The organism is Streptomyces sp. NBC_00513, from assembly GCF_041431415.1.
GTDB lineage: Bacteria > Actinomycetota > Actinomycetes > Streptomycetales > Streptomycetaceae > Streptomyces.
Window position 1 is genome coordinate 6,068,187 of record NZ_CP107845.1, and the last position, 25,188, is coordinate 6,093,374.

At 70.2% G+C, this 25,188-nt stretch carries 17 protein-coding genes and 1 pseudogene; 11 read left to right on the forward strand and 7 right to left on the reverse strand.

The genetic code is table 11. From position 1 onward, the window contains the following. The 3 genes from OHA84_RS27795 to OHA84_RS27805 all read right to left on the reverse strand — a co-directional run bounded on the left by OHA84_RS27795 (position 1) and on the right by OHA84_RS27805 (position 6,283). The gene (locus OHA84_RS27795; RefSeq protein WP_371591465.1) at positions 1-1,056 is read right to left on the reverse strand and encodes a TauD/TfdA family dioxygenase; all 1,056 of its coding nucleotides are present in this window, start codon (positions 1,054-1,056) and stop codon (positions 1-3) included. A 98-nt stretch (positions 1,057-1,154) separates the two neighbouring features. Further along, positions 1,155-1,964: a thioesterase II family protein gene (locus OHA84_RS27800; RefSeq protein WP_266973923.1), complete on the reverse strand. Its 810-nt coding sequence runs from the start codon at positions 1,962-1,964 to the stop codon at positions 1,155-1,157. 50 nt (positions 1,965-2,014) lie between these two features. Next, on the reverse strand, positions 2,015-6,283 hold the full coding sequence (locus tag OHA84_RS27805; protein ID WP_266969284.1) for an amino acid adenylation domain-containing protein: 4,269 nt from the start codon (positions 6,281-6,283) through the stop codon (positions 2,015-2,017). 49 nt (positions 6,284-6,332) lie between these two features. Here OHA84_RS27805 and OHA84_RS27810 point away from each other — a divergent pair, with 49 nt between their 5' ends. The 4 genes from OHA84_RS27810 to OHA84_RS27825 all read left to right on the forward strand — a co-directional run bounded on the left by OHA84_RS27810 (position 6,333) and on the right by OHA84_RS27825 (position 11,705). Then, on the forward strand, positions 6,333-7,529 hold the full coding sequence (locus tag OHA84_RS27810) for a site-specific integrase (RefSeq protein WP_266969282.1): 1,197 nt from the start codon (positions 6,333-6,335) through the stop codon (positions 7,527-7,529). Continuing rightward, positions 7,522-10,002: a site-specific integrase gene (locus tag OHA84_RS27815; protein WP_266969280.1), complete on the forward strand. Its 2,481-nt coding sequence runs from the start codon at positions 7,522-7,524 to the stop codon at positions 10,000-10,002. Before OHA84_RS27810 ends, OHA84_RS27815 begins: the two co-directional genes overlap by 8 nt. Before the next feature lie 631 nt (positions 10,003-10,633). Further along, complete coding sequence (locus tag OHA84_RS27820) at positions 10,634-11,143, forward strand: hypothetical protein (protein ID WP_266969278.1); 510 nt, start codon at positions 10,634-10,636, stop codon at positions 11,141-11,143. Further along, positions 11,136-11,705, forward strand: coding sequence for an RNA polymerase sigma factor (locus OHA84_RS27825; protein WP_266969276.1), 570 nt, complete (start codon positions 11,136-11,138; stop codon positions 11,703-11,705). The genes OHA84_RS27820 and OHA84_RS27825 overlap by 8 nt, the downstream gene beginning before the upstream one ends. Here the strand turns inward: OHA84_RS27825 and OHA84_RS27830 are convergent. Next, a complete protein-coding gene (locus tag OHA84_RS27830) occupies positions 11,608-13,953 on the reverse strand; it encodes a condensation domain-containing protein (protein WP_266969274.1) in 2,346 nt (781 codons plus the stop codon). The two genes, OHA84_RS27825 and OHA84_RS27830, sit on opposite strands and share 98 nt — an antisense overlap. A 253-nt stretch (positions 13,954-14,206) precedes the next feature. After that, a complete protein-coding gene (locus tag OHA84_RS27835; protein WP_266969272.1) occupies positions 14,207-15,814 on the reverse strand; it encodes a helix-turn-helix domain-containing protein in 1,608 nt (535 codons plus the stop codon). A gap of 270 nt (positions 15,815-16,084) precedes the next feature. Here OHA84_RS27835 and OHA84_RS27840 point away from each other — a divergent pair, with 270 nt between their 5' ends. Further along, entirely contained in the window at positions 16,085-16,267 is a 183-nt protein-coding gene (locus OHA84_RS27840; protein ID WP_266969270.1) for a hypothetical protein, read from the forward strand. Between the two features lie 28 nt (positions 16,268-16,295). On the opposite strand, the gene OHA84_RS27845 is transcribed toward OHA84_RS27840, so the two are convergent. Continuing rightward, entirely contained in the window at positions 16,296-19,721 is a 3,426-nt protein-coding gene (locus OHA84_RS27845; protein WP_266969268.1) for a BTAD domain-containing putative transcriptional regulator, read from the reverse strand. Between the two features lie 197 nt (positions 19,722-19,918). Here OHA84_RS27845 and OHA84_RS27850 point away from each other — a divergent pair, with 197 nt between their 5' ends. From OHA84_RS27850 to OHA84_RS27875, 6 genes are all read left to right on the forward strand, one after another. Next, a complete protein-coding gene (locus tag OHA84_RS27850) occupies positions 19,919-20,272 on the forward strand; it encodes a hypothetical protein (RefSeq protein ID WP_053676742.1) in 354 nt (117 codons plus the stop codon). Positions 20,273-20,423: 151 nt separating this feature from the next. Then, complete coding sequence (locus tag OHA84_RS27855) at positions 20,424-21,194, forward strand: tyrosine-protein phosphatase (protein ID WP_266969266.1); 771 nt, start codon at positions 20,424-20,426, stop codon at positions 21,192-21,194. A 495-nt stretch (positions 21,195-21,689) separates the two neighbouring features. After that, on the forward strand, positions 21,690-22,394 hold the full coding sequence (locus tag OHA84_RS27860; protein ID WP_266969264.1) for a helix-turn-helix domain-containing protein: 705 nt from the start codon (positions 21,690-21,692) through the stop codon (positions 22,392-22,394). Continuing rightward, positions 22,391-22,582, forward strand: a complete 192-nt coding sequence (locus tag OHA84_RS27865; protein ID WP_266969262.1) for an HAD family hydrolase — start codon at positions 22,391-22,393, stop codon at positions 22,580-22,582. The genes OHA84_RS27860 and OHA84_RS27865 overlap by 4 nt, the downstream gene beginning before the upstream one ends. Positions 22,583-23,244: 662 nt before the next feature. Then, on the forward strand, positions 23,245-23,709 hold the full coding sequence (locus OHA84_RS27870) for an SAM-dependent methyltransferase (protein ID WP_266969260.1): 465 nt from the start codon (positions 23,245-23,247) through the stop codon (positions 23,707-23,709). A 232-nt stretch (positions 23,710-23,941) separates the two neighbouring features. Further along, positions 23,942-24,361: a hypothetical protein gene (locus OHA84_RS27875; protein WP_266969259.1), complete on the forward strand. Its 420-nt coding sequence runs from the start codon at positions 23,942-23,944 to the stop codon at positions 24,359-24,361. Between the two features lie 73 nt (positions 24,362-24,434). Here the strand turns inward: OHA84_RS27875 and OHA84_RS27880 are convergent. After that, positions 24,435-24,620, reverse strand: a pseudogene (locus OHA84_RS27880) (CorA family divalent cation transporter); the annotation flags it as partial. Between the last annotated feature and the right edge of the window lie 568 nt (positions 24,621-25,188).

The following is a 25,188-nucleotide window of genomic DNA, read 5'->3' on the forward strand; positions in this document are numbered from 1 at the left end:
TCACTCCCCGGCGGGCGCGCTGTGGACGGTGGTGGACGGCCGGGTGGCCGGGGCGCAGTCGGCGAGCGCGACCGGCTCGCCCATCGCGACGAGGATCTTCCGGTCTCCCTTGAAGGCCTCGCGGCCGTGAGCGCACAGGATGTTGTCGACGATCATGAGATCGCCCGCCTGCCAGGTCTCCCGTACGGTCACCCGGTCGTAGACGGCGTTGATCGCGTCCACCTCGGCGTCGGTCAGCCGGGACCCGTCCCCCAGGTAGGTGTTGAAGGGCAGCCGGTCCTCGCCGTACGTCTCCACCAGCACCTCGCGGACATCGGGGTCCAGGGTCCGGCTGTTCCAGAACGCGAAGTGGTTGAACCAGGTGCGCTCACCGGTCACCGGGTGCGTGACGATCGCCGAACGCCGCTGCCGGGTGATCATCGAGTCCCCGTCGTCGACCCACTCGTAGCCGACCGTGTTCTCCTCGCAGTACGCCTCCGCCGCGGCCTTGTCCTCGGTCGCGAAGGTCTTGTACCAGGGCAGGCCCGCCAGTTCGGAGTAGTTGCGCACCAGCAGCCAGCCGGCCCGCTCGAACCGCTCGACCAGCTCCGGCGGCAGCAGGCGCAGCGCCTCGCGCATGTCCCCGACCGTGGTCGCGCCACCCTCCTCGGGGGCGATCACGCAACCGAACAGCAGCACGCCGGGGAAGTCGAGGGTGTAGCTGTTCTCGTTGTGCAGCCGGATCGGCTGCACCGCCGGCAGATCGGTGGAGGAGAACACGCCCTCGCCGAAGTCGGTGCGCGGGGTGGCCTTCTCCTTGTAGCCGGCCCGCTGCCGGATCAGGGCGTCCCGCGCGACGGCGAACGAGGCCGCGTCGGTGACGGGCAACCCGCGCAGCAGGACGGCGCCCGAGCGGTGCAACTCGGCCTGTATCGCCTCCCGGTGGGTGGTCAGCCAGGCGACGGAGGCGTCCAGGTCGGCGCCGGCGGGGGTGTGGACGACGACGGGCCTGCCGGGCTCGCGGACCGGGGTGATCCCGGCGGAGACCTGCGCTTGGGCAACGGTGGTCAGGGTCATGAGGAGTCCTTCAAGGGTGCGGAACGAAAGAACGGGGGAAGGGCGGGGCACGGGCCGGAGCCGGCGACGGGCTCGGTTGCGCGGAGGCGGGGCGCGGGTCAGACGGCGGTCGGGGCCTGCACGTGCCCGCCGACGACCGAGGCCAGCACGGCGAAGAACTCCGGCAACCGCGTCTGGAAGTAGAAGTGGCCGCCCGGCAACACGTACGAGGTGAACCCCCGGTCGGTGATCCGCGCCCAGTCGCCCAGCGCCGCGGCCGGCGCGACCGGGTCGGCGTCGCCGCCGATCACCGTCACCGGGCAGTCCACCCGGGCCGCCGCCTCCTCGCAGCGGTACACGTCGTCGATCGCGAAGTCGGCCCGGATGGCCGGCAGGACGATCTCCCGGAGCTCCGGCTCGTCGAGGATTCCGTCGTCGGTGCCACCGCGCTGCTTGATGGCGGCCACCAAGGCGTCGTCGTCCAGGAGTTCGGGGTGCACGGCGGCCGGGTTGGCGAGGAACGGCGCCCGGCAGGCCGACGCGACCAGCGCCCGCGGGGTGCGGCCGGCCGCCTGGAGGGCGCGTACCACCTCGAAGGCGACGAGCGACCCCATGCTGTGCCCCAGTACCACCAGCTCGTCGGTGGCCCCGGCCGGCAGGGCCGCCACCACCGGGCCGGCGAGATCGGCGACGTCGCGCGGGAGGTCCTCCGCGAAGCGGGCACCACGCCCCGGGTACTGGCCGATCAGCAGACGTACGTCGGCCGGCAGGTACGCGCGCCACTCGGCGTACGCGTGCGCGTTGCCGCCGGCGTGCGGGAGCACCAGCAGCGAGACCCGTTGCTCGCCCTCGCCGGGCAGGTCCCAGACCACGTCGTCGGGTGCGGGGGTAAAGGCCGGGGACCGGTCGTCGTCGTGCGTGCCGCGCATGTCGTACACCTCGTTGATGTCGTTCACGCCGCTCATGTCGTTCACGCCGTTCATGAGGAAGTCCGTTCCTGATCGGGGGTGCGCCGCCGCAGGGCGGGCCGGCCGCGCCGCGGCGCGGCTGCGGGCCCCGCCGGGGCCTTCAGGGCCTCGACGTGCTGGGCGAGGGCTGCGGGAGTGGGGTGCTGGAAGATGTCGCGCAGGGTGAGGGTGACCCCGTGGGCTGCGCCGATCCGGTTGGTGAGGCGGGCGGCGAGGAGCGAGTGGCCGCCGTGGTCGAAGAAGTTGTCGTCGATGGACAGCGGGGAGGGAGTGCCGAGGGCCTCGCCGAACCAGTTCCGCACGGACTCTTCGAGCGGTGTGCGCGGGGCCCGTCCACCGGGCGTGGTCACGGCCTGGGGCTTGGGCAGCGCGGTCTTGTCGATCTTCCCGTTGGGGGTCAGCGGCAGCCGGTCGAGCGGCACGACGAAGGCCGGGACCATGTGGTCGGGCAGGAGCGTGCGCAGCCACAGGCGCACGTCCTGCGCGGTCAGCTCCCCGGTCGTCACCACATAGGCCGTCAGCTGCGGGGTGTTGCGGTGGTCCGGGTGGGTCGCGAGGGTCGCCTGCGCGATGAGGGGGTGGGTGGTGAGGACGGTTTCGATCTCGGTGGGTTCGATGCGGAAGCCGCGGATCTTGATCTGGGTGTCGGTACGTCCCGTGTAGTGCAGGTTTCCGGCGGTGTCCCAGTGGGCCTGGTCGCCGGTGCGGTAGAGGCGCGAGCCGGGCGGGCCGAAGGGGTGGGGCACGAAGTGCGAGGCGGTCGTGGCGGGTTGGGCGAGGTAGCCGTGGGCGAGTCCGTCGCCCGTCAGGTACAGCTCACCGACGGTGCCGGCCGGAGTCGGCCTGAGATGGGCGTCGAGGACGTAGGCGTGCTTGTTGGTGAGCGGGCGGCCGATAGAGACGGTGACGGTGGGTTCGGCGGTGGGTTCGATCGTGTGGGTGGTGGTGAACCCCATCGACTCCGCCGGGCCGTAGCCGTTGGTGATGGTGATGCCCGGGTGGACGCGGTGGAGCCGGTGGACGTGGGTGGGGGAGGCGGGTTCGCCTCCGGTGTAGACGATCCGTGTGGTGGTGAAGGTCTCCGGGTGTTCGTCGGTGAGGTGGTTGAAGAGGCTGGAGGAGAGTTGGAGCATGGTGACGGCGTGTTGCCGGGAGAGTGCCGAGATGACGGCGGGGTCGGGGCGTTGGCCGGGTTGGAGGACGGTGCTTCCGCCGTGGAGCAGTGCTCCCCAGAATTCGAGGCTGAAGGCGTCCCAGGAGACGGGTGAGCACTGGAGGAAGACTTCGTCGGGGCCGAATCGGGCGTAGGTCTGGGCGGTGAGGGTGGAGACCAGGTTGCGGTGGGTGGACAGGATGCCCTTGGGGCGTCCGGTGGATCCCGAGGTGAACATCACGCACGCCGTGTCGGCCGGGCCGAGGGCCACGCCGAGGTTCCCGGACTCCCGAGCGGAGATGGCGGCGTGGTCGGCGTCGGTCCGCACGGTGGCCCAGGGGCCACTGATCCGTGAGCCCTGTCGGGTGTCGGTGACGAGTACGCGGATGGTGGCGTCGTGTGCGGTGCGGGTGAGGCGTTCGTCGGGGAACTCGGGGTCCAGGAGGGCGTAGCCGGCGCCGGTCTTGACGACGGCGAGCACGGCGATGGCGAAGTCGAGTCCGCGGTCGAGGAGGATGCCGGCGAGGTCCCCTCGGCCCAGGCCGTGTGCGGTGAGGTGGTGGGCGAGGCGGTTGGCGCGGGTGTCGAGTTCCCCGTAGGTGAGTTCCCGGCCGCCGAAGAGCACCGCCGGGGCCCCGGGTCGCAGTCGTGCCTGCTCCTCGAAGCGGTCTGGGAGGGTCGCCTCGCCGATCTCCGCACGGGTGCCCGTCCACTCCTCCACCACCTGCCGCCGCTCGGCCTCCCCGAGCAGCTCCAGCTCCGACAACCGCGTGCGCGGCCCGGCCGTCGCCTGCTCCAGCGCGCGGCGCACCCTCGCGACGAGACGCTCGACGGTCGCCTGCTCGTACAGGTCGCGGCGGTAGAGCACGGCCCCGGTCAGACCCCGCTCCTCATCGGCCCGCAGCAGGAACTCCAGGTCGAACTTGACCGCACCGGTGGCCAGCGGCTCGACCGGCCCGGCGTGCAGCCCCGGCAGCTTCGGCACGACCGACGGACCGGACTCCAACGCCAGGCAGACCTGGAACAGCGGGTGCCGGGCCAGGGAGCGCGCCGGGTTCACGGCCTCCAGCACCAGGTCGAAGGGGGCGTCCTGATGGGCGAAGGCATCCAGGTCGGCGCCGCGGACCCGGGCCAGCAGCTCACGGAACTCCGGATCACCGGAGGTGTCGGTGCGCAGTACGAGGGTGTTGACGAAGAATCCCACCAGCGCCGACAGCGCCTCGTCCGACCGACCGGCGACCGGCGACCCGATCGGGATGTCGGTGCCCGCACCCGAGCGGGTCAGGGTCGCGGCCAGCGCGGCCTGTACGACCATGAACGGAGTGCAGCGCTCCGCCCGTGCCAACTCCACGATGCTTTGGTGGAGTTCGGATCCGAAGTCCACCCGGACCACGCCCCCGCGCTGTCCTGCGGTGGCCGGCGCGGGGCGGTCGTGAAGCAGGGCGAGTTCCTCCGGAAGCCCCGCCAGCGCGGTCTTCCAGTAGGCGAGTTGTTCATGGAGCGGCCGTCCGGTGAGAGCGGCGCGTTGCCAGAGGGCGTAGTCGGTGTAGGTGACGGGCAGCGGATCCCGGTCGGGCGCCCGGCCTTCGAGCCGGGCCGCGTAGGCGGTGGAGAGGTCCGCGAACAGCGGCCCGAGCGACTGGCCGTCGGTGGCGATGTGGTGCAGCAGCACGAGGAGGGCGCAGTCCCCGCCGTCCGTCCGCAAGAGCGTGACGCGCAAGGGGTGTTCGGCCGTCAGGTCGAAGGAATGACCGGCCGCCGCGAGGAGTTCGGCGTCCAGACGCTCCACGGGGATGTCGCGCACCTCGAAGACGGGTGTGACGGGAAGCGGGTCGATCACCTGGTACGGGTGGCCCTCCGCGGAGGCGAACCGGGTCCGCAGCGGCTCGTGACGGGCGACGAGGTCCCCGAACGCCTCCCGCAACGCGTCGGAATCCGGTCGGCCCTCCAGCCGGACCGCCAACGGAACGTTGTACGAGGTTCCCCGCCCGCCCAGTGCCTCCACCAGCCAGAGCCGCTGCTGGGCGAAGGACAGGGGCAGCCGCCCCGGGCGTTCCTCGACGCGGGTCAGCGGCGGCAGGGCGGGCCGCAGCCCGGCGTCCTCGATCCGCCGGGCGAGAGCGCCCGGCGTCGGGTGCCGGAAGACGTCCCGCAGGGTGAGGGTCACACCGAGGGTGGCGCCGATCCGGTTGGTGAGGCGGGCGGCGAGGAGCGAGTGGCCGCCGTGGTCGAAGAAGTCGTCGTCCATGGACAGGGGCACGGACGAACCGAGCACCTCGCCGACCAGCGTCCTGACGACCTCCTCCAGCTCACTGCGCGGAGCCCGCCCCCCGACGGCCGGGAGCGCCTCCACGGCCGGCAGCGCCCGCCGGTCGATCTTCCCGTTGGGGGTGAGCGGCAGCCGGTCGAGGACGGCGAACCGGGCGGGGACCATGTGATCGGGCAGCCGCTCGCGCAACCAGGCTTTGAGGTCGCCCGGGCTGGGCGCGGGCCGCGTCCCGGACGTGAGCGTCACGTACGCCGTCAGTCGGTCGTCGGCGTGGACCAGCGTGGCCTGATTGACGAGGGGGTGGGTGGTGAGGACGGTTTCGATCTCGGTGGGTTCGATGCGGAAGCCGCGGATCTTGATCTGGGTGTCGGTGCGTCCCGTGTAGTGCAGGGTTCCGGCGGTGTCCCAGTGGGCTTGGTCGCCGGTGCGGTAGAGGCGCGAGCCGGGCGGACCGAAGGGGTGGGGGACGAAGTGCGAGGCGGTCGTGGCGGGTTGGGCGAGGTAGCCGTGGGCGAGTCCGTCGCCCGTCAGGTACAGCTCGCCCGTGGTGCCGTGCGGAACCGGACGCAGCCGCACGTCCAGCACGTAGGCGTGCTTGTTGGTGAGCGGGCGGCCGATCGGGACCGTGCCCGTGGGCGGCTCGGTGGTGGGTTCGACGGTGTGGGTGGTGGTGAACCCCATCGACTCGGCGGGGCCGTAGCCGTTGGTGATGGTGAGGTGGGGGTGCAGCAGATGGAGTCGGTGGACATGGGTGGGGGAGGCGGGCTCGCCGCCCGTGTAGACGATCCGGACCTTCGAGAACGTGTCCGGGTGTTCGTCGGTGAGGTGGTTGAAGAGGCGGTGTGTTAACTGCACCATCGTCTTCGATTACGGAGCGAGATGATCTACGTCTGCAAGGAAGTGTGTGTTGCAAGACCTGCATCGCCAGCTGATCGAGGGCCGGGCTGATGTGCCCCGTGTCGGCTCGGTCGTCGAGCTGGAATCCATACCCCGGTACGCCGTTCTCGGGCCTGACGGTATTCCGGTCGCTTGCGTCGTCCCGTACCTGCGGGGTCTGACCCTGGACGACAACCGGCCGTTGACCGTCAAGAGCTATGCGTACGACCTCCAGCGCTGGTTCAGGCTGCTGTGGTTCCTCGGAGTCCAGTGGGACCGCGCGACTGAGGCGGAGGCGTCCGCGCTGGTCGGCTGGCTGCGTGTTGCCCCCAATCCGCAGCGTCAGCGCCGGAAGCCCGACTCGCCGCAGCCAGGCTCGGTGAATCTCCGTACTGGCAAGCCCTACCTCAGGGCCGGATACGCGCCGGCGACGATCAACCACTGCCTGACCGTGGTCAGCAGCTTTTACGCCTACCACCGGCACTACGGCCGGGGCCCGCTGGTCAACCCGGTGCCCGAGTCCCGGGCTCAGCGGAGGGCGCTCGGGCACCGTGCCCCGGACAGCGAGGTCCCGCAGTTCCGGCGGGCGCGACTGCGACAGCGCGTCCGGCAGACTGACCCCCGGGCGATTCCTGACGCGATGTGGGACGAGTTCTTCGAGGTCATGACCTGTGACCGGGACCGGGCTGCCATCCTGCTCTATGTCTCCAGCGGCTCGCGGGCCAGTGAACTGCTGGGCGTCACGCCGGGCGACATCGACTGGCCCAAGCAACTGATCTGGGTGGTTACCAAGGGCACCACCGACCGCGAGGCGGTCCCGGTCAGCCCGCAAGCGCTCACGGTCCTGGCCGCCTACCTCGACCACATCGGGCTGCCGTCGGTCCACGAGCCGATCCTCCGCACCCGGCGGGGCCCGGACCGGCCGCTGACGTACTGGGCGATGCGCCGGGTGATCCAGCGCGCGAACGACAAGCTCGCCACGAACTGGACCCTCCACGACCTTCGGCACACAGCCGCGAACCGGATGGCGAACGACCCCAACCTCACGCTCGCCCAGGTCCGCGCGATCCTGCGGCACAGCGATCTGGCAACCACCGGCCGCTACCTGAACGCTCGGGTTGAGGACCTCTTCGACGCCCTGCAGGCGCACTACAACCGGCCCCGCATCCAGCGAACATTCACGGCTGGCTACGACGCAGAGGACATCAAGGCGGTGTTCGGTGGCTAACCGCGCGACGGTCGACACCTATACGGTCCGCAACCGGCGCCAGAACTACGAGGAGGTCCCCAGGCAGAAGGGGCCGACCCGGTTTGCCAGCGCCGCAGTGAAGGCCGCTCCGGCACCGCGGCCCGCGGAGCCGCCGGCGCCCTTCGGGGACCTGTCGACGGCCACCATCGCCGAGCTCTGTGATCTGTCCGGCGACCTGCTGCCGGGCCAGAGCCGGCCAGTGGTCGCGAGACGTCAAACAGGCATCAGGTTGCTGTTCTCCCACCTTGAGACCCTGCCGGGGAACACTTGGCAGGACCGCTGGGAGGCCAGCGGCTTCAACGCGGCGAACGCCCCCTCGGTCAACACCTTGGGCCGGCCTGAAGTCCGCGACGAAGGCAGCACCGTGGTCTCGGCCCTGAAGATGATGTTCGTTGCCCGCGGCATCCAGCCCTCGCTTTCAGGCTTCCGGGCGAACACGTTCCTCGAATACGCCGACTTCTTTCAGAAGGTCCGGAAAGACCCCCAACTCGAAGCGGCCTTCGCGATGGCTGATGCCCAGCAGCAACTCAGAGCGGTCCACCGGCATCGGGCGAAGTTCGACATCGCCTGCGCTCTCACGACGCAGGGCATCGACCTGGTCGATCTGACCCCGGCGGCCCTGCTGCACTACTCGCTGGAGAACAAGCGGCTGGGCCTGACCCACGGCGCGAACAAGGACACCACCCGGTTCGCCGCCCTGGGCGCCTGGGAGGTCCTGCACAAGATGGGCCATTTCCCGCCCGGGACCGCCCCCACTCTGCGGACGTTCATCTACAACGGGCAGCGGAGCGTCGAGGAACTCGTCGACCAGTACGGCATCAACAACGCCGGCATCCGCCAGCTGCTGATTGACTACCTCGTCCGTCGCAAATCGGACACCGACTACATCACCCTCGCTGGGCTCGCACGCCACCTGGCCAGCACGTTCTGGTCCGTCGTCGAGCAACTCAACCCTGACCAGAAGGACCTGGACCTGGGCCAGGACCTCTACGACCAGTGGCGGGCCGAGCTTCAGTACTGGCGGAAGGACGGGAAGACGGACCGGACCCGGATCCGCAAGGACGCCGCCTCCGTCCTTCTGTCCGTCCGCGGCCTCTACATCGATCTCCACAGCTGGGCGATCGCCGAGCCGGAGCGGTGGGCTCAGTGGGTAACCCCCTGCCCCATCTTGCCCAGGGACCTCAAGGGGTTCGGTAAGCGCCGGCGCGAGGTCAGCCAGCGGATGGCCGATCGGACCCGGGTCCGTCAGCCCTTGCTGCCGGTCCTCGTTAACCACGTCGAGGCCCGCTACGAGCATCTGGTCAGCCTCCTGGACGCCGCAGGTCCCCTTCCGCTGGGCGAGATCTTCGAGCACCAAGGGCGCACCTACCGCCGCAGCCAGTCCCGCGAGGATCAACGTCGGGCCAAGAGCCATGCCGAGTCGTCCGTCCGCGTCATCGCGCAGGACAACGGGGAGGTGATCAACGTGACGTTGGCTGAGGACTCGGCGTTCTGGGAGTGGGCGGCCGTCGAGATCCTGCGGCACAGCGGCATTCGCATCGAGGAGCTCGTGGAGCTGACCCACCTCAGCATTCGCCAATACCAGCGTCCCAACGGCGAGGTCATCGCCCTGCTGGTCGTCGCACCCTCCAAGAGCGAGCGCGAGCGGGTCATCCCGATGTCGGCCGAGCTCTTCCACGCCATCGCCCAGATCATTCGCCGGCAGACACGTGACGGCCAGGCGATTCCGCTCGTGACGCGCTACGACGGACACGAGAAGACCTGGTCAGAGCCGATGCCCTTCCTCTTCCAGCGGCAGATCGGCACCCTCCGCGGCGTCCTGGCACCGACCACGGTCCTGGGCATGCTCAGTCGCAGCTGCAAGCAGATCGCTGAGACGAACGCGGCGTTCGCTGGCACCAAGTTCACTCCGCACGACTTCCGAAGGCTCTTCGCCACGGAGATCGTCAACGGAGGGCTGCCGATCCACATCGGTGCCGCCCTACTCGGCCACCTGAATCTCCAGACCACTCAGGGTTACGTCGCGGTCTTCGCTGAGGACATCGTTCAGCACTACCAAGAGTTCCTGAACCATCGCCGGGCCCAGCGACCCGAGGGCGAGTACGTCGACGTCACGCCAGAGGAGTGGGCCGATTTCGAGGAGCACTTCGACAAGCGCAAGGTCGAGCTGGGCAACTGTGCTCGACCTTATGGATCACCCTGCCAGCACGAGCACGCCTGCATCCGCTGCCCAATGCTGCAGGTCAACCCCAAGATGCTGCCCCGGCTCGCTGAGATCGAGAAGGACCTGCTCCTTCGACGCAAGCGCGCCGAGGAAGAGCAATGGCTCGGCGAGATCGAAGGCATCGACATGACCTTGACCTTCGTTCGAACCAAGCAGGCCGATGCCGCACGCCTCACTCGGCGGACACCTGTGGCCCTCGGAATCCCGACCAGTCGCCCAACATCATGATCCGGTGACGGAAGGGTTGAGCCGCCTGTCCTGCCCGCCAGCTACCACCGTCGGCCAGCTACTCAGACCTGGGCGAGGTCGCACGGCTCCTGGGATGGTGACGTCCCAGGAAAGTTGCAGGTCAGAACGTCAGAACGGTCTGTCGCGGGCCCGAAGAAGAGCTACGGACAAGTCGCTCCTTCTGACATGCAAAACGATGGACAGCGACTTCACCTGAGCTCCATCGCTGCTGGTCAGGCGGCTTTGAGTCGCTGAGGAGTGATCTTGAGCAAGGGTCTCTCCAAGAAATCTTGGAGAGACATCAAGAAAACAGGGCTCGAGATCCGTATAGAGAGTAGGCGCGTCTTCCCAGAGGTGCCGGTTCGAACAGAACACGTCGTGCTGGTCCGACTGTTGGCTCCGGGCAAAGAGATACCAACAGTCGGGCCACTCGGCTAGCCCATACCGAACGGTTACGCCTCGTCGCTAGTAGACGCAGGCGTATTTTTGCTGCCCCATAACAGAGGGTGGTCGCGTTCTCTCTTTGCGTATGGTCCTGGCGGGGCTTTCTGGAGAACATGATTGGTGATCTCGAAGAGGCCCGCCCGGACCTCACCAGGGATCACCCACCACTCACACCTCTGGGATGATCATGAGTTCGGACAGCAACAGCCCCGCCGCCGCGGTGGGGCTCGTGAACCGCTTCAAGCGCTGGAGCCTCTCCTCAATCGTCGTGGCGACTGAGGCGATCCAGCACTTCGCCGAGGCCGGCACCGGCTGGGGCTCCGACACCGAGCGCGTCCAGGCGTGGGCCATCTGGGCCCTCGGGATCCAGCTCGTCGTGACGGGCGCCATCGCCGTGAAGCGCAAGCTGCAGGCCCTCGACTTCATCGAGCTCCGTCTCGGGCGCAAGGCGCACGACGACGAGGACACTCACAATGTGACCCGGCGGCGACCCGCCAGCGGCCAGGATCGACAGCCGCCCGTCCGTGACAACCGGCCCCCCACCCGCAGTCCGGGTGAGGGGCGTCCGGCCGCCGGGCCGGGCGAGCGCGGGGCTCGCCGGAACCACCGCGACCCCGGCCAGGGCCGACAGCGTCGACGCGAAGCGGAGGAACAGGACGCGCGTCAGCCCGAGCGGGACACCCATGAGGGTGCCTGACCAGTCAGATGCCTATTCGCCCCACGACCGTCACCGGTCGTGGGGCCACGGCTTCGCGGAGTTTTACGCTGACCAGTTCGAGGCCGTCGTCGCATACCTCATGGCGCAGAGGACTCAGGAGAGCGACGCACGCGACATCGCTCAGGAACTCTTCCTCTCGTTCAACGAAAAGTGGGACGAGGTGAAGGAGGCGGTACATACTCGCGCCTACGTTCGGACGGCCGCTCGCCACCGCCGGATCGACTACTACCGCAGGCCGTCGAACCGCCTAGTGGTTCCAGTCGAACACGAGTCGCTGAGCGCGATCCGTGCTCCGAACGAAGGCTTCAACGTCGACTTCTACGATGGGTTCTACGCCGACTTGGATGAGGTCCTCCGAGAGAACCTTTCCTATCAGCAGCGTCGTGCAGTCCTTCTCGTGGCCTTTGGCATGAAGCACTCGGAGATCGCCGCGGAGATGGGGCTCACCATGTCGACGGTCGCCACCCACATCGGCAATGCGCGGCAGAAGCTCGCTTCCAGCGGGTCGTTGGTCGCACTGCTCGCCGGCAGTTACGAGTGACCGGAGGCACGTCAAGGGCCGAGCGCCCAGGCTGCCTCCGCTCATCTTCCTGGGGGACTGGACAGGTCCTTCTTGACTTGGTGCAGAGAATGGAGGAGAGTTGGAGCATGGTGACGGCGTGTTGCCGGGAGAGTGCCGAGATGACGGCGGGGTCGGGGCGTTGGCCGGGTTGGAGGACGGTGCTTCCGCCGTGGAGCAGTGCTCCCCAGAATTCGAGGCTGAAGGCGTCCCAGGAGACGGGTGAGCACTGGAGGAAGACTTCGTCGGGGCCGAACTGGGCGTAGGTCTGGGCGGTGAGGGTGGAGACCAGGTTGAGGTGGGTGGACAGGATGCCCTTGGGGCGTCCGGTGGATCCCGAGGTGAACATCACGCACGCGGTGTCGGTCGGGCCGAGGGCCACGCCGAGGTTCCCGGACTCCCGAGCGGAGATCAGCGCCCCATCCGCGTCGACGCACACCGTCACCCACGCCCCATCCACCCCATCCGCCGTGAGCCGTCCCGCCTGTCGGGTGTCGGTGACGAGTACGCGGATGGTGGCGTCGTGTGCGGTGCGGGTGAGGCGTTCGTCGGGGAACTCGGGGTCCAGGAGGGCGTAGCCGGCGCCGGTCTTGACGACGGCGAGCACGGCGATGGCGAAGTCGAGTCCGCGGTCGAGGAGGATGCCGGCCAGGTCCCCTCGGCCCAGGCCCTGCGTGGTGAGGTGGTGGGCGAGCTGGTTGGCGCGGGTGTTGAGTTCGCCGTAGGTGAGTTCCCGGCCGCCGAAGAGCACCGCCGGGGCCCCGGGTCGCAGTCGTGCCTGCTCCTCGAAGCGGTCTGGGAGGGTCGCCTCGCCGATCTCCGCACGGGTGCCCGTCCACTCCTCCACCACCTGCCGCCGCTCCACGCCGCCCAACAACTCGACCTGGGAAAAGGGGAGTCGGAAGCCGTCCAAGGCCTGCTCCACGAAGTGGAGGAACCGGTCCTGATGGCCGGCCACCGCCTCGATGTCGCACACCTCGGGCGCCGCGTCGAAGTCGATGCGCAACCCGCCCTCCGGACCGAGGTCGTACACGCCGACCGCCAGGTCCTCGACGGGCCCGTTGCCCAGGTTGTGCTGAGTGGTGGGGAACCCGCAGAAGCGCATCCCCGGCGTGAACGCCATGATGTTGACGAGCGGGGCCGTGATCCGCCGCTCCGTCTCGCCCAGACCCAGGTCACGGCACATGTCCTCGTACCGGGTGCGCTGGTGCCGCAGACCCTCCCGGGTCTCCGCGACCACGGAGGCCAACAGCTCGGCGAGCGTCCCCTCGGCCGCGACCCGCACCCGCAGCGGGACCACGTTCGACAGCATCCCCGGAGTGCGCCGCGCGAGTTCGGTCCGTCGGCCCGTGACCGGCAGCCCCAACACCGCCTCCGGACTCCCGCTCACCCGATGCGTGTACGCCGCCACCAGCGAGATCACCAGCATCGTCCACGGCGCCCGGTGCTCGCGGGCCACTTCGCGCAACCGGTCGGCCCGATCGGGCGACAGCACCACGGTCCGACGGACGAAGGGCAGCGCGCCCGGCGCCGTACGGCCGGTGTGCCCCTCCCCGAGCCGCGGGGTCGCCGGCAGGCCGGCGAGGTGCGCGGCCCAGTGCGCCCGGTCGGCAGCCCCCTCCGCGGAGCCCCGGTACGCCGCGTCCTCGGCCAGTACGTCCGACAGCGCCCCGAAGGGGCCCGGACCCCAGGGCTCCCCGGCGGAGACCGCCGCGTACAGCTCCACCAGGCGCTGGTCGAGCAGGGCCACACCCATGCCGTCGATCGCGAGGTGGTGGAAGGCGTGGAAGTAGAACCACCGCTCCCCGCCCAGTCGGATGAGGGCGTGCCGGGTCAACCAGTCCTCGGCCAAGTCGAAGGGCCTGGCCAGTTCCGCCGCCATCCACGCGCGGGCCGCCGCGGCGGGATCCGGTTCCCCACCAAGATCCATGAACTCCAGCCGCCGGCCGACCGGTTCGGGGTGGACGAGCTGCCACAGACCGCCCTGCTCGTCGGATCCCGTACCCCGGATCCGCAGGACGTCGGCCTCCCGGGCGAGTCGGTACCAGGCACCGGCGAGCGCCTCGGGATCCAGGGCGCCCAGGATCTCCCGGTACTCCCCGATGTTGTAGCGGCAGCCCGTGGCGTCCAGCCCATGGGCCATCCAGATGTCGCGCTGCGCCGCCGACAGGGGCAGCCGCACAGCAGCGGGCCCGTGCGCGGTGCCCTGTTCAGAGGCCTTCGGGGACATGCGGATGCTCCTAGGGATCGTTGCCTTGGCGGGCCCGGGGGCGCCCACACGCGCCGGGTCTGTCGGGTGGTCGTCGGGACTCATCGGCTGTCGTCGGGTGGTCGTCCGGCCGTACGTCATCCAACCCGCGGCGCGCCGGCCCGGGCGGCAGTTGCTCCGGCACTCCGGCAGCAGTTGCTCCGGCATTCCGGCATTCCGGCATTCGGGCATTCCGGCACTCCGGTGCTCCGATACGCCGGTGCTCCGGTAGCAGTCAGGAGGTGGCGGAGACGGAGGCGACCGCCCGTGCCCGGCAGGCGGCCCGGACCAGGCCCAGCACCCGGAAGTGCGAACCGTCGCCCTCGTGCGCGACCCGCACGGCCCCGCTGATCAGCAGCTCCCGCAGCAGCCGTCCGGAGCCCGGCAGGTCGCGGCCGGTCAGCGCGGTGATGCCGGTCAGCGTGAACTCGTCGTCGGGCCCGCCGCCCGCGCACAGCGCCTCCAACAGACCCCGCGCGCCGGGCGTGAGCCGGTCCGTCAGTGCGTGCAGCGCCCTCCGCAGGCGCCCCGTGCCCTCCCCGGCGCCGAGGTGGTCGAGGAGGGCCGCGGGGTCGGCGTCCAGGCTCCGGCACAGGGCGTCGAGATCGCACAGCACCAGCCAGGACGCGGCCGCGGCGAGCGCTCCCGGATGGCCGTCCAGGCGGCGGCAGATCCACGTCGCCCGCTCCAGATCCGCCGACGTCGCACCGAACCCGGGCCGAACCCGCCGGACGTGGTCCAGGAACACCCGCACGGCCGGGGCGGCGCGATCGACGGTTCCCTCGGCCGGCACCGCCGGCGGGGAGAGCAGGAAGATCCGCTCGCCCGGCATCTCCCACGGCCGGTCCGAGGTGACCAGCAGCCGCAGGCCGGGGCAGGCCCGCAGCAGGGCTGTCAACAGGTCGAACCGGGGAGGATCCGCGGGGGCGCCGTCGAGGACCAGTAACGCGGCCCTGTCGCCGAGGAGTTCCGCGAGCGCCGACACGGCCTCCGCGCCCTCCGGATCGCCGCCCCCGCCCCCGCCCCCGCCCCCGGGACCGTGCGCGGCGCGCACGGCGGACGCCGGGTCCGGGGCGGCCCACAGCCGGGCCGCGGTGGCCGCCACCCGGGCCGCCACCGTGCCCTCCCCACACGTCAGGTAGTCCGCCGTGGCACCGGGAAAGGCGTGCCACAGCACCGGCGTCCCGGCCCGGTGCAACCGATCCGCCACCTCCAGCGCCAACCGGGTCTTGCCCACCCCGGCGAGCCCCACCACGTGCGCCAGCCGCTCCGCGCCCGACCCCAACTCCCGCTCCAGCACGCCCGCCTCGTCGTCCCGACCCAGGATCGCGTGCAGCGCGGTCGGCGGCGCAGGCGGCTCCGCCCATCCCTGCCCACCCGGCCGGCCCCGCTGCGCGGCCGCCTCCAGCGCCGCCCGGGCCCGCGGACCCAGCCGCAGCGCGTCCGCCATCAGCCGCACCGTGTCGGGGCGCGGCCGTCTCGCCTTGCCCTGCTCCAGATCGCGGATGGCCCGCACGCTGATCGTCGACAGATCGGCCAGCTCCCGCTGGGTCATGCCGATGCGCAGCCGGTGCCCTCTGATGAGGGCTCCCACCCGGGAGGCCTCCCGCACCGCTCCGTCCTCGGTTTCCCGTGTGTCGGGCGTGCCGCCGGTGTGGTGGGCGTTGTGGGTGTCGCGGGTGCCGTGAGCGCTGTGGGTGTCGCGGGTGGTGTGGGTCTCGTGCGTGCCGTGGGTCTCGTGCGTGCCGAGTGGGCTGAAGGGGTCCCGCGCACCGTGCGTCCCGTACGGGGCGTCGTGTGGGTTCGGGTGGGTGGCGCTGCGAGCGGTCGTGTGAGCTGTCATGTGGGCGCTCCCGGCTGCGGTGGTGGGGGAACGGGCGGGCCTGGGACGAAGCGCCCGGTTCCTGTTCCCATCGTCGGCAGCGCGCTATCGCGCGGGCATCGTCCGACGGCCGGGCGCCGCTATCACGGGGCCGGGAAAGCGCGGGTCAACGGTGATAGCGCGGCGATAGGAGCGGGGCCGGTCCCGGGATTCCGGCCGTTCCTAACGTGAGGTCCAGAAAGCAGGAAGCGCCCCGGAACCACCGGAGCGCACCGATGAAAGGACCCCGACATGAGCGTCACCCACGCCTTCCGCGCCGCCCTCGTCACCGTCGCCATCGCCGGAGTCGCCACCCTCGGGGCGCAGGCCGCCCACGCCGCCGACCCGGCCGGCCTCACCGCGGTGACCGGCGCCGGCGTCTCGTACACCGCGGCCGCGGCGGGCGCCTCCACCAACACCAACCCGTGGGACTGACGCCCCGCCGCTCGGGAACGACGGCCGGTCAGACCCCGGCGGCGGACTCCGCCGCCGGCGCGTGCACCGCCCGAGCCGTCAGGGCCGTGATCGCCGGCCCGCGCACCGGCCCGGACGAGGAACCGCCCCCGATGCCGGGACCCGAAGCCGTGGCGCCCGCCGTGCCTCCCGCCGTACCGTTGCCGGTGCCGGCAGCCGCACCCGCGCCGATTCCCGGCATCCCTTCCGCTGCCAGCATCCCTTCCGCCTCGGCGAGTTCGACCGTCATCCGGCGTTCGCGGAAGGCCCGTACCGCCGTCTCCAGCAGTTCGCGGGAACGTGACCGTTCCCCGGAGCTCCCGCTCGCGGCCAGCAGTCGCGCAAGGTCGAGCCGCACCAGCGCCGCCCCACCGTGGTCCATCATCTGGTCCCGCACGGACAGCGCCTGGGCGTAGAAGCCCCGGGCCGCCTCACCCCGGCCCATCTCCACGTGCGCGTGTCCCAGGTCGCGCAGCAGGTGCCCCTCGCCGATCAGGTCCCCGCTCGCCCGGCACAGTTCCAGCACCTCCGTGAACGTCCGCACCGCGCGCTCGTGTTCACCCTGGCTCTGCGACAACTGCCCCGCCCTGCGCAGGGTCCGCGCCTCACCTCCCGTGTAGCCCACGGACCGGTAGATGCCGAGTGCCTCGTCCAGCCGGCTCTGCGCCGCCGAGTCCTGCCCGCGCCGCATCCAGATGTGCGCGCTCTGCGTCAGGACGATGGCCCGGCCCACCACGTCACCGACCTGGTCGAAATCCCGCAGCGCCCGGTCGTACAGGCCGAGCGCGCGGTCGTCGTCGCCCCGCATCCGTTCCAGCAGGGCCAGGTCGCGGTGGCACAGCGCCAGGCCCTGCCGGTCGTCGAGCTCCCGGAACAGCCCGAGCGCCGTCGTCAAGGCGGTGCGGGACTCCTCGTTCTGGCTGCGACCCAGGTACAGCACCCCGAGCGAGCCGAGCAGGGCCGCCGTGCCGCGCGTGTTCCCGGCGGACCGGACCGACTCCAGGGCGAGTTGGTGCGTACGCTCCCAGTCGTCGAAGTAGCCGCGGCCCTCGAAGAGGGTGGCCAGGGTCGTCGCCAGGTCCCAGCACAGTTCGTCCTGCTGCTCGCGGGCGGCGTGCTCGACGGCCTGCACCAGGTTCGCGTGCTCACTGTCGAGCCATTCCAGCGGATCGACCAGCAGCTCGTCCACGCACACGGCCGGCGGTTCCCAGCGAGGAGCGGTGCCGTGCAGCACCGTGAAGTCCCCGCCGTAGATGCGGCGATGGGCCTGCTCCGCAAGCGACAGCCAGCCACCGAGCATCCTGGCGACGGCCGTCTGCTGGGCGTCCGGATCGTCGTGCGTGGCCAACTGCTCCCGCGCGAAGACCCGGATGATCTCGTGGAAGCGGTAGCGGAAGCCGCCGGTGGAGTCCACGCCGACGACGTCCAGCATCTGTACGTCGACCAGGGGTTCGAGGAGGTCCGAGGGGAACGGGCTTCGATCGTCCAGCAGTGCCCCCGCCAGCCAACCCGGCAGGGTGGGTCCCTGTGCCAGGCTCAGCAGGCGCAGCAGCCGCCGGTCCTCCGCCGCCAGGCCGTCGTGGGTGAGGCAGAGGCTGGCCCGCATGGTCATCTCGCCGTGGGTCAGCTCGTCCAGACGGTGCCGTTCGTTGGCCAGCCGGTGCACCATCGAGGACAGCGGCCAGTGTGGTCGGGCCGCGAGCCGGGCCGCGACGATCCGCAGGGCCAAGGGCAGTCCGCCGACGGTCCGTACCAGCGCCTCCGCCGCCGACGCCTCACGGCCGACGCGGTCGCCGCCGACGACCCGCGCCAACAGTTCCAACGCCCGCTCGGTGTCCATCACGTCGAGCTCCACCCGGTGCGCGCCGGGCAGCCCGGTCAGGCGGACCCGACTGGTGACGAGCACCGCGCACCTGTTGCTGCCGGGCAGCAGGGGCCGGATCTGACTCTCGGACGCCGCGTCGTCGAGGACGACCAGGACCCGCCGCGCGGCCAGCAGGGTCCGGTACATCTCCGCCCGTTCGTCCTGCGACTCGGGGATCACCGGCCCGGGGATGCCGAGCGCGCGCAGGAACCGTCCCAGTACCTCTCCGGACGTGGCCGGAGTTCCCGTGCCGCGCAGATCGCAGTACAACTGGCCGTCGGGGAAGTGGGTTTCACCCAGCCGGTGTGCAATGTGGGTGGCGAGCGTGGACTTTCCGGTACCGGGCTTGCCCACGATCACCGCGAGCCCCACCGCCCGCCGGTCCCCGTCACCGAGCAACGTCCCCTCGATCAGGGCGATCTGCTGCTCGTCACCGACGAAGTCGGATGTGTCGGCCGGGAGTTGCCGTGGAACCTCCTCGCGAGCCGTCGTGGCGGTGCGGAACCCCGTGGCTCCGGTCGGCTCGGCCTCGGCGAGGCTCCGTCCGGTCGGGCCGAGGTCGAGCGGGGCAAGGCCGGTCGGGGGAGTCGAGGTCACGGCCACGAGCGTGGTCGCGCTCGCTGTCGCCCCGGCGTCGTCGGCGCGGTCCCGCTCCCGGCGCTGCTCGGCGTACCCGCCTCCGGTCGAACCGGGGAGGGTGCCGCCACCCGGCGCGCGGCCGGGCCCGGGTCTGTCGAACCCCGCGGCTGCCGAGGCGGGGCTGTCTGGCCCGGTCTCCGACGGCAGCGGGGGAACGGCACCCGACAGGATGTCCCGCTCCAGCCGGCGCAGCGCCCCACCGGGCTCCAGGCCCAGCTCCTCCACCAGCAGGTCGCGCCCCACGCGGTAGCTCTCCAGCGCCTCCGCCTGCCGGCCAGACCGGTACAGGGCCAGCATCAACTGCCCGCGCAGTCGCTCCCGCAGCGGGTGGACCCGTACCAACAACTGGATCTCGCCCACGAGTTGATGGTGCCGCCCCAGGTCCAGATCCCATTCGATCCGGGTCTCCACGGCCGTCAACCGCTCCTCGTCCAACTGGAGCGCCTTGCTGCGCAACGTCTCGCTCGACACCCCACTCAGGCAGTCGCCCTGCCACAACTCGCCTGCTGAACGCAGGAGTTCCACCGAATCGGTGACGGCGCCCTGCCGCGCGGCGGTCCGCGCGTCCGCGACCCTGCGGGCGAACAGCGCCGCGTCGACGAGGTCCCCCTCCGTCTTCAGCACGTACCCCGGCGGTCGCGTGGTGATCGCGGCGGCGATGGCCGCCTTCGTGAACAGCTTCCGCAACCGCGAGACGCAGATCTGCACCTGGGTGCGCGCCGTGTCCGGCGGTTCGTCGTCCCAGATCAGATCGACCAGATAGTCGGTGCTGACCACCCGGTTCGCCTCAAGGAGCAGGGCGGCCAGAATGACTTCCTGCCGCCCGGGGGGAATCCTGACCGGCCCGTCACGGCCGGTCACCTGTAACGGTCCGAGGATCCGGAAAACCACCGCGTCCGGGGTGTGGAACACCCCGCCGGACGAAACAGTCATGAGTCTCCCAGCTGGGGCAACGCCTGAGGACGGGTCGAGCGCTGGGCAAGTCTCCCCGAACACCCCTCCGGTGTCCATGGTGTGGGGGTTTCGTGCGCGTGAACCGTGATAGGGCGGGGATAGCACCGGGTTATGGCCCCGGGGCACCGTGGACCTGCGGCACCGGTCGGGGTGCGGCCGTACGAAAGGACCTCCCAATGAACAGTCGGCACGCCGGGCGGGTCCCGCCGCCCAGCCGCGTCGTCACCGACTCCGGGATCGACCACGTACGCCTGGCCTACCACTACCTCGACACCGGAGACCTCGACGGCTACGGATCGCTGCTGCACGCGGGAGCCCTGGGCGCCGATCTGGAGTGCCCGCCGGTACCGGGAACCCGTCACGACATCACGAGGATCGTCGCCGACGGGGACTGCGTGGTCGCGATGGGCCGACTCGCCCCCCAACAACGGGACTTCGTCGACGTTTTCACCCTCTCGGCCGAGGGCATGCTGCGCGCCTGTCGCCGCTACTACGGCGGCCCGCCCCGCCCGGGACTGTCGGGACGCTGAACACGGCCTCTCCGCACAGGAGATGACGGTGGAACCCCTCCGCACTGGTCCGTCCTGTTCCGGGGCACGCCCGCCACCCCGCACGCCCCCGAGTCGATCACCTGAGGCATGCTGGCGGCCGGAAGACCACCGCACCCGAGGGAGCAGCCGAATGACCGTCCGCCACATCGAGTTCGAGCGCCTGCACAACTTTCGTGACCTGGGCGGCTACCGCTCCGCCGACGGCCGCACCGTCATCCCGGGCGCCCTGTACCGGTCCGACTCGCTCGGCAAACTCCGGGGCGCCGACTGGGACCGGTTCCTCGCCCTGGACATCCGTACCGTCATCGACCTCCGCTACCCCTGGGAAGCCGACGCCAAGGGCCGGGTGCCCGAGCCGCACCGCTTCACGTACGCCAACCTCAGCATCGAGCACCGCCCCTACGACCAGGCGGAGATCGACCCCGACATCGACCCCTGGCGCTACCTCGCCGACCGCTTCGCCGAGGTGGCCGAGGACGGCGTCGAGGAGATCCGGCAGGCCATCGAGCTGATCGCCGACGCCGAACCGGGACCGACCGTCTTCCACTGCACGTCCGGCAAGGACCGCACCGGCCTGATCGCGGCCTTCGTGCTGATCCTCCTCGACGTGCCCGAGGAAGAGATCCTGGCCGACTTCGCCCTCACCGAACTGGCGACCGAACGCCTCACGGCCGACTGGCACACCGCCCACCCCGGCCGCACCATGCGCTGGCCCGCGTACGGGCGCGCCCCGTCCACCGTCATGGAACTCGTCCTCGCGGACCTGAAAGCACGCCACGGCTCCCCGATCGCCTATCTCACGGACCACGTCGGCATCACCCCGGGGACCGTGACCCGGCTGCGCGCCCGACTGCTGACGGCCACGACACCCGCGGCCCCCGCGGCCCCTGCGACCGCCTGACGTGTTCCAAGCGAAGGTCGCGAGGAGGGCCGCCCTCGGTGTCATGCCGTCGAAGCCGTGGCACGCGCGCGGCCAGGCACGGAGTTCGGCCCGACCACCCGACCACCCGACCGCCCGCCCCCCGACCGCCTGACCGTCCGCCAGATCGCGTTCGCGTACGCCACGTCCTCGGCCACGCGTGACCTCCAGGTCCGACCCGGCGCCAGGTCGCTCCCGAAGCCCTTGCTCGGCGGGGACCGGGCCCCGGCCCGGCTCGCCGACCTCGCGATCGGCCGGACTCGTGACAGGACGCGCAGACGAACAGGCGCGAGAGGTGGAGAGGTCGGGACGAATCGCGCTTCGGGCAGTGATACCCCTTGGACAGAGGCTGGTTGAGGTACGAGGCTGACCGGGAATTGCCCGGTGGGCACATTCCGCGAGTGATATCACCGAGGTGATCTCGGTCTACGCGGGGGCTGCCCCGTGGCCTGGGGTGTTCTCGTTCGGGAGGTAGGAATGGCCCAGCAGACCCTGCGGTACTGCGATCAGTGCGGGTGCCGGCTCAGCCAGTACAACCCGGACGGCCTGTGCGCCTCCTGCGCCCGGTCCCGTATCGAGGCCGCCCCCGCATTACCCGTCGTGCCGGAGAGGGTGTGGCAGGACGCCGGCGTTCAACAGGCCCTCACCGCCTTGGACTTCGGCAAGGCGAGCCGCTTGATCAGGCAGCGAGGCTCACTGCGCCAGGAGGACATGGCCCGGCTCACGGGGTTGAGTCAGGCGTTCTTGTCCATGCTGGAATCGGGCCGCCGCCGCCTCACCAACATCGACAAGATCATCGAGTTCCTCGCAGGCGTCGGCGCCCCCGCCGAGCTCCTGCGGCTACCACTCCCACGGCCAGTGGACAGATCGCCTCAGCGGCCCGCGGACCGGTCGGCCGCTGATCTCGACCCGACTTTGCCCTGGACCTCGGCCCGTATGGTGGCGGCACTGGACCACACGGTCGGGTACCTCGCCGAGCAACTCCAGTCGACCCGTCGCAACGAGCACGTTCAAGACATGCTCGGCGAGCTCGTACAGGCAGGGCAGAACCCTTATGTTCTGGACGGCCTGCTCGACGCGGAGATCGGCGGGTTCGCCTCCGACGACCACCGCCGGCCGGCGCTCGTCGCCCTCGCGCAGAGGCCAAGCACGGCACGGCCTTCCATCGCGCGAACACCGTGATCATCGGTGATTCCCTCAAGGACGTTCGCACGGGACTCGAAGTCGGCGCCCGCGTCATCGGCGTGGCTTCGGGAAGGACCACGACCGCCGAACTCACCCGGGCCGGTGCCGATCTCGTACTCGACTCACTCGTGGACGTCGCACGGGTACTGAACGCGATGTGCGAACTCACCACCACGGGTGGGTAGTCGTCACCGTCGAGCACACCCGCCTTCGCTTGAAGAGGCAGTCGATTCCCCCGGAACCCCGGATCGGCGGCGAGCGGGGGAGGACGTGGCAAGGCCGCCCGAGCCACAGGAGTCGTCAAGCACGCCGTACCGCCACCCCGGCGTGACGAGGCGGGGATCGTTCAAGGCGTTCCACGGTTTCCTCAGGGCCCGCAGCTTCTTCTCCACCACGTCGGCGGAGTAGTGGCACCGGCGGCCGGTCTCCGCCAATGCAATCGCCCAAGGCCGGCCCCAGGGGATCTCCCCGCTCGACTTCGGTCGCCACCGGTGCCGGTGTGACCAGTTCAGGACGGGCCAACTGGCCGGTGACGTAGCAGGCGTGCACGAGCGCGGTCCGGGTCGCCACACCGGTCTTCGCGTTGCTTCGGACATCTGGACGTTGACGGTCGCCTTGGAGAGCGTCAGCGCGGCGGCAACCTGGGCGCTGGACATCCCCAGGGCCACCCTTTCCGCGATGCGCAACTGGTCTTCAGAGGATGGACAACGGGTCGACATCCGGCGCCTGCTCCCCCCGCTTCCAGCCGGCCGGGGCATTCCGGCCGTTGCCGCCCTGGACGCCCGGGCCAGCGCATACCTCGTCCGAGTACATTGACCGGGCCACGCCGAGGCATGAGGGGGAGCGGATGGCAAAGTCGCTGGAAATCGAACCGATCGGCACCGTCGTCGGAGGCCGGATCGAGCCCACGGACGATCACTGGGGTGGTCCCGCGATCATCCGCCTGAACCCCGACTTCCCGGCGGAGGTCGTCAAGGGCCTGGAGGAGTTCTCACACCTCGTCGTGGTGTGGCACTTCCACATGGCGTCCCCGGCCGACGTGGCCCTCCACGCCCGACGCCCCCGCAACAACCCCGCCTGGCCGCCTACCGGAACCTTCGTCCACCGCAACCACCGTCGACCGAACCAGCTCGCGCAGTCCTTCCCGCGACTCGTGAAGGTCGAGGGCCTGGAACTTCACGTCGCGGACCTCGACGCGATCGACGGCACCCCCGTCTACGACGTCGCGCCCTACTTCCGAGAGATGGGACCGCGCGGGGAGGTACGGGAACCGCTCTGGCCGGCCGAGATGCTGGCGGACTACTGGGAATGACAGCAGCCGACGTCGCCTGATCGACCTGCGCCGGCCGGGAATCGACAGGCCGGCGCCGCGAAGGTGGGGATGGCGTGTGACTCTCACGAGAGGTCACCGGGTGGGCTTCATAGCCGATACGGATGGAATCCGGCGTGCCGGTCTGGCAGTCGGGACGGCCGGGGCCGGAACGAACCCGCTCTTGGGGCCCGGGCAGGTGCCACAGGTGCTTGAAGGGTAGACCCTGATGGAAATGTTCGGCTTCTATCGTGAAATGCAGCCTGAACCTCAGGGTGTCTTTCACGAGTCGATTCGAGACAAGGTGAGAAGCGAGGCTCCGTACCCCAAGACGGAGATCAAGGAGTACCTCGAATCCGGCTACCCCATTTTCGACATCATGGAAACGACGCGGGACGTCATCGGAGGATCGTTCACGGTGGCCGGCGGTTCCTCTTTGCTGTCCGACGGGCGGTTCGTCTGGCGTGCCGATCTCCCCAAGTACGTCGACACGTACAACCTCGAACTGCCGGGAGAGTTCCTCTTCTTCGCTGCTGAGCATACGTTTTCCGTACCTGCCGCGAGCCACGAGACGCTGCTCGGCATCTCGGTGGCAGCCGGGCGGGCGCTCGGCTTCCGCGTGGACACCGGCGCCGCGCCCGGCGACGGTGCGTAATCGGACGAGTTCGCCGTCCAAGCGGACCGGGACGCCGGTGATGTAACCGGTGCACGGGGGTCCGGACGGACTACTACAGCCAGTCGCGCTTCTTGAAGATGACGTACAGGCTTACGCAGACCACGGCCATCAGCAGGATCGCGAAGGGGTAGCCGGCCGCCCACTGGAGTTCGGGCATGGTCTCGAAGTTCATGCCGTAGATGGTGCCGACCAGGGTGGGGGCGAAGAGGATGGCGGCCCAGGCGGAGATCTTCTTGAAGTCGTCACCCTCACACGTCTGACCTGCGGTAATCGACCGTACAGGCGGTCTGAACTGCGGCGATCTTTCTTTCTGCTCCTTTCGCCGTGCTGCCCCTTTGTGCGGCCGATCCTCCCCAGCCACTCCCCAACGGACCTCCATTCTCCCCAGATTCACCCCAGCGAACGCTGGTTGCTGAACGTGTTGCCGCGGGTGAGGCGTCTATCACGACAAGTGGAGCCAGCTGCCCACCGTATTGGAGGGCAGATCCGTCTCCCGGTGGGTGCTGCCGACGTCGCTGGGGCGCTACGGTCGGGAGTCGAGACTGCGGGGGCATTGTCGGGTCTGGGGTGGCAGACCCTGCCAATTGCCGCTTTCCTCACTGAGATCGGTGCTTGGGTACATGCCGCTGTCGAGCAGGCTCCGGACGTTCGGTAGGGCGAGGACCTCGGAGGCGAACCGGCGGCGGGATCGGGCCGTCGAACATGGAGTCGAAGGCCGCGGGACTGGTGGCGCGACGCAGGGGCTATGCCCCTCGCTGGCCACGTATACGAGACTGCCGATGGATTTCGGATGGATGCGGAGCACC

Bases quoted from the DNA above. Each gene is read 5' to 3' on its own strand.
- OHA84_RS27830 (WP_266969274.1), bottom strand. From the start codon at position 13,953: ATGTCCCCGAAGGCCTCTGAACAGGGCACCGCGCACGGGCCCGCTGCT.
- OHA84_RS27860 (WP_266969264.1), top strand. From the start codon at position 21,690: ATGGCCCAGCAGACCCTGCGGTACTGCGATCAGTGCGGGTGCCGGCTC.
- OHA84_RS27875 (WP_266969259.1), top strand. From the start codon at position 23,942: ATGTTCGGCTTCTATCGTGAAATGCAGCCTGAACCTCAGGGTGTCTTT.
- OHA84_RS27855 (WP_266969266.1), top strand. From the start codon at position 20,424: ATGACCGTCCGCCACATCGAGTTCGAGCGCCTGCACAACTTTCGTGAC.
- OHA84_RS27845 (WP_266969268.1), bottom strand. From the start codon at position 19,721: ATGACTGTTTCGTCCGGCGGGGTGTTCCACACCCCGGACGCGGTGGTT.
- OHA84_RS27840 (WP_266969270.1), top strand. From the start codon at position 16,085: ATGAGCGTCACCCACGCCTTCCGCGCCGCCCTCGTCACCGTCGCCATC.
- OHA84_RS27795 (WP_371591465.1), bottom strand. From the start codon at position 1,056: ATGACCCTGACCACCGTTGCCCAAGCGCAGGTCTCCGCCGGGATCACC.
- OHA84_RS27805 (WP_266969284.1), bottom strand. From the start codon at position 6,283: ATGGTGCAGTTAACACACCGCCTCTTCAACCACCTCACCGACGAACAC.
- OHA84_RS27820 (WP_266969278.1), top strand. From the start codon at position 10,634: ATGAGTTCGGACAGCAACAGCCCCGCCGCCGCGGTGGGGCTCGTGAAC.
- OHA84_RS27835 (WP_266969272.1), bottom strand. From the start codon at position 15,814: ATGACAGCTCACACGACCGCTCGCAGCGCCACCCACCCGAACCCACAC.
- OHA84_RS27870 (WP_266969260.1), top strand. From the start codon at position 23,245: ATGGCAAAGTCGCTGGAAATCGAACCGATCGGCACCGTCGTCGGAGGC.
- OHA84_RS27800 (WP_266973923.1), bottom strand. From the start codon at position 1,964: ATGCGCGGCACGCACGACGACGACCGGTCCCCGGCCTTTACCCCCGCA.
- OHA84_RS27850 (WP_053676742.1), top strand. From the start codon at position 19,919: ATGAACAGTCGGCACGCCGGGCGGGTCCCGCCGCCCAGCCGCGTCGTC.